The 569-nt window shown below is 66.4% G+C and carries 1 protein-coding gene; it reads right to left on the bottom strand.

Going from position 1 to position 569, the window contains the following annotated elements; translation table 11 throughout:
* On the bottom strand, positions 1–569 hold a 569-nt coding region (locus F4V54_RS11595), incomplete at both ends, for a DUF5682 family protein (protein WP_249041308.1).

Genomic DNA, 569 nt, shown 5'->3' with positions numbered 1-569 from the left:
GTGCCAGGCGGCGCTGCGTGGGTTCGGTGAGCTCGTGGCGGCGCCGGCCGAGCACCAAGGCCCACCGTTGTGTCGGGCTCAGTGCCATCGAGGTGAGTCCTAGCCGCTGGAGGCGCTCCCATGCGGAGCGGTCTTCTTCCGCCCACCGGCCAAGTTCCTCAACCGGTACGTCAGTGGGCAGCACCCGGTCAGCGCCCACGGCAACCGACAAACGTTCCCGCTCCGCAGCAGACAACGGATCAAAGCCGGCACGCAGTGCGGGTAAACGCGCGATGAATAGGGCTTCTTCGAGGTCTTCGGTGCCGTGGCGGAGGTCGGTGAGGAGGGAGGAGACGTCGATAAGCAATTCAGGGCTGGAACTGACAAAACCTGTCAACCAGCGGGACAGTTCTCTGCGTGCGGTGGGGCCTGCGGCGGCGCGGATGCGCGCGGCAAGGGTGGGCAGACCTTCTGGTTGCGCGTCAAGGCGGTACAACAATGCGGTGGCGGCGCCTTGCATGAGCGGGGACGCGTCTGTGGCAAGCTCGCTCAGCGTGTGCGTAAGCCGTAGCCCAAGATCGGCGTGGCGC

Origin of the sequence: Corynebacterium tuscaniense, from assembly GCF_008693065.1 — a bacterium.
GTDB lineage: Bacteria > Actinomycetota > Actinomycetes > Mycobacteriales > Mycobacteriaceae > Corynebacterium > Corynebacterium tuscaniense.
The sequence above is the reverse complement of the archived record's forward strand: the minus strand, read 5'-3'. Positions and strand labels throughout refer to the sequence as shown.